The 3,393-nt window shown below is 32.6% G+C and carries 4 protein-coding genes and 1 pseudogene; 2 read left to right on the top strand and 3 right to left on the bottom strand.

Features of this window, described 5'->3' with window-relative positions; genetic code table 11:
* Positions 1-436, bottom strand: a 436-nt coding sequence (locus AC1DJR_RS24725; protein ID WP_477003734.1) for a DMT family transporter, incomplete at its 3' end; no start/stop codon positions are given.
* Positions 437-524: 88 nt separating this feature from the next.
* On the opposite strand from AC1DJR_RS24725, the pseudogene AC1DJR_RS24720 reads away from it, so the two are divergent.
* A pseudogene (locus AC1DJR_RS24720) lies at positions 525-1,877 on the top strand (aminotransferase-like domain-containing protein); the annotation flags it as partial.
* A 45-nt stretch (positions 1,878-1,922) separates the two neighbouring features.
* Here the strand turns inward: AC1DJR_RS24720 and AC1DJR_RS24715 are convergent.
* Positions 1,923-2,453 (bottom strand): DUF4269 domain-containing protein, encoded by a 531-nt coding sequence (locus AC1DJR_RS24715; RefSeq protein WP_477003733.1) that lies wholly within the window; start codon positions 2,451-2,453, stop codon positions 1,923-1,925.
* 175 nt (positions 2,454-2,628) lie between these two features.
* Here AC1DJR_RS24715 and AC1DJR_RS24710 point away from each other — a divergent pair, with 175 nt between their 5' ends.
* On the top strand, positions 2,629-3,096 hold the full coding sequence (locus AC1DJR_RS24710; protein ID WP_044441601.1) for a DUF2306 domain-containing protein: 468 nt from the start codon (positions 2,629-2,631) through the stop codon (positions 3,094-3,096).
* 102 nt (positions 3,097-3,198) lie between these two features.
* Here the strand turns inward: AC1DJR_RS24710 and AC1DJR_RS24705 are convergent.
* Positions 3,199-3,393, bottom strand: a 195-nt coding sequence (locus AC1DJR_RS24705) for a glycerophosphodiester phosphodiesterase family protein (protein ID WP_477003732.1), incomplete at its 5' end; no start/stop codon positions are given.

The following is a 3,393-nucleotide window of genomic DNA, read 5'->3' as shown; positions in this document are numbered from 1 at the left end:
CTCCTTGACTTAACGATAAAAAAGCAATTCCTACAAAACTAATTACACCACCGATCCAACCATTTAATTTCATTTTTTCATTCAAAAAAACAGAAGCAAGAATTGCCGTTAATATAGGTGTTACTGATACAATTAAACTAGCAGGTCCAGCATTCACACTCTTTTCACCGTAGTTCAGTGCAATATGATAAATTGTAAATCCAAGAGCACCAAATATAAAAATTACTGGAATATCTTTCAAATCAGGTAAACGTAATTTGTATATAAGTGAAAACAGAAAAAGAATCAAAGAAGCGATTAATAATCGTAGCAAAGTAAGGTGTTCAGGGGTGTAAGCTTCAAGCCCCATCCGAATTCCTGGAAAAGCTGTTCCCCATATAAGAATCGTAAAAGCGTGAGCACATACAATACGAAAATCCCATTTTTTATTATGCATATTTTCTCTCCCTCTCCAATAAACCAGCCATTTTCTAATTACCAATTATTTCTTTTCATCATATTTAATAGTTGATACAATGTCTTCAATTGGAAGTAAGGTTCCTAGCCAGCGGCAGTTAGCGAAATTATTTCATGTAAATCGTAGTACTGTAATAACCGCACTAGAAGAACTTATGGCAGATGGCTTAATTCAAGGGAAAATCGGGTCAGGAACAATTGTAACGAATAATACATGGTCATTATTAGCCACCAATCCCCCGCCCGATTGGAGTGAATATGTAAAGGCTGGTATTCATAAACCAAGCAAGTTAATGGTACGGGAAATAAATGAAGCAGAAGCAAATAAAAAATTGATTCATCTTAGTAAAGGAGAACTTGCACCTCATCTTTTCCCGTTAGAAACTATGCAATTCATTATGCGTAACGTATGTGAGGAACTAGATTATTTCGGATATGAAGAACAAAAAGGATATCTCCCTTTACGTGAAGCAATAAGTAATTATGTAAAATCATTTGGAATAAATACATCACCAAGCTCTATATTAATAGTCTCTGGTGCATTACAGGCATTACAATTAATATCAATCGGTCTTTTACATAGAGAGTCAACTGTTTTACTTGAACGACCTTCTTACTTATATTCTCTTCACGTATTTCAATCGGCTAATATTCACCTTTCTGGAATACAGATGGATCAACATGGAATTATCCCTAATGATTTGTTAAGAAGAATTAATTATAGTCAAAAGAAAAATATTTTATATTCGATTCCTTGTTTTCAAAATCCGACGGGTGTATTAATGTCCAAGGATCGACGAAAAGAAATACTAAGAATATGCGAAAAAGAACAATTGCCTATCATTGAAGATGATATTTACCGTGARTTATGGATKGATGAAMTACCGCCMCYWCCTTTAAAGTCGATGGATAAATATGGACATGTTTTATATATCGGYAGTCTATCTAAAACACTTAGCCCAGGACTTAGRATTGGTTGGATTATCGGRCCAGAGCCTGTTATTGAGAGATTATCAGACATAAAAATGCAAACTGACTATGGGTCAAGTTCTTTATCTCAAAGAGTTGCGACGGAATGGTTAAGTAAAGCTTTTTATGAGGAGCACGTAGCGAATGTAAGGATTCACCTAAAAGAGCGGAGACGAATAATGATACAAGCCTTAAATAAGTATTGTGCAGATATTGCCACGTGGGATATTCCTAGCGGCGGATTTTTTATATGGCTAAGAGTGATACCTAACATTCCGATGAAAAAACTGTTTTCAGAAGCATTATCAAATGGAATTCTTTTAAATCCGGGACGTATTTATGAGGAAGAATCAGATCAGTTTATACGTTTATCTTATGGGTATTCTTCCCCTGAACAAATTACTCAAGGTATTATTATATTAAGTAATTTGATTCGTAAGTTAATGGCATAATAAAAAGATCCTCTTTGTATAAAGAGGATCTTTTGTGTGCCTTTTTTACCAYAATCTCATTTCCTGTCCTAATAAAATAAGTTCTTTATAGGGATCACCATCAATTTTTAATACTTGCGCAAAAGCCGGTTCTGTTTTTAYGCCTTGTTCTTTTAATTCAATTACTTCTTCTCTAATGTGTGGGTGCTGCATTAATAGCATGTGCTCCACTATCATATGTTTATATGCATTTTGGTTACGTACTGGCCGCGGTTGAGCAAATAATTCAAATTCAAAACCTTCAAATTGAAAATTCACCTTTATTGTTAAGATATTTTTAATGATTTTCTTTTTCATTTCAAACCCTTCGTATGAGCCATACAATGATCTAATTTCCTGTTCAAAAAAATCATAATTATGTACTTCCATTACAATGTCTAAGTCAGAATGAAGGGTATCAACTCTAATAGGGATTGTCCCGCAAAGTACAGGGCTATATAAAGCTAAATCCTCCATTATGTTTAGTTTATTAATAACTTCGTAAACTTTTTGTTGCTTATCATTCCCAGATTGTAAATATGTAATAGATGTAAACATAGAAGTCTCTCCTTCATTTAACGTAATACTCGTCTCACTAAATTTGAGAAAAAATTTAATCATTCCATTTTGTTCTAGGAGTACCTATATTTCAATATATTAAGCCGAACTAACTATATTTTTCAACTTTTCTCCTATACTGCAATACTATAAAAATAAAAAAGGAGGAATTATTATGAGTATTTTTAATATCCTTTTGACCATTCATATTTTATTTGGAACGATCTGTTTAATCACTGGAATTGTAGCGATGTTTGCTCAAAAAAAGAAAGGAAAACATACGGAATGGGGCGAAATATACCATGCGTCCTATGTTGTCATAACCCTTACTGCAATTATATTGTCTATTTTAAACTGGGATAAAATCGCATATTTATTTTATGTAGCAATTATCTCCTATTCATTTGCGATTTACGGATATCTCGCAAGAAAAAAACGATGGAGAAATTGGTTGCAACACCATATTAGAGGTATGTTAGGCTCTTATATTGGTGCAGTTACCGCACTTTTAGTAAACATTGGTATGTATATCCCTATTTTAAATCTACTTCCACCAATATGGTTTTGGTTCTTACCTACTATAATCGGTATTCCTCTCGTAGCCAGTGTATCAAAAAAATATAAAAAACAAAGGAAAAATTAATTACATTTTGGTTACTTTCTAGTTTGTTTTGTAAAAATGATATTTAATGTAGTAAAGACATAGAACAGAAATAAAAAGAATCCAAGTTTTATTGGATTCTTTTTATTTCTGTTTTTTTAAAGGCTTTATTGAATGTAAACGATCCGGATAATTAGTAAACATCCCGTCTACACCCCATATAAGTAACTTTTTCATATCCTTTTCATTATCTACTGTAAATGGATGCACTTCTAATCCATATTTCTTTATTTTTTTTACATAGGCTGCATCAATATATTTAAAGTTCATCCCTAGGCC

The sequence above is a fragment of the Bacillus sp. 05T31 genome, assembly GCF_056396725.1.
The sequence above is the reverse complement of the archived record's forward strand: the minus strand, read 5'-3'. Positions and strand labels throughout refer to the sequence as shown.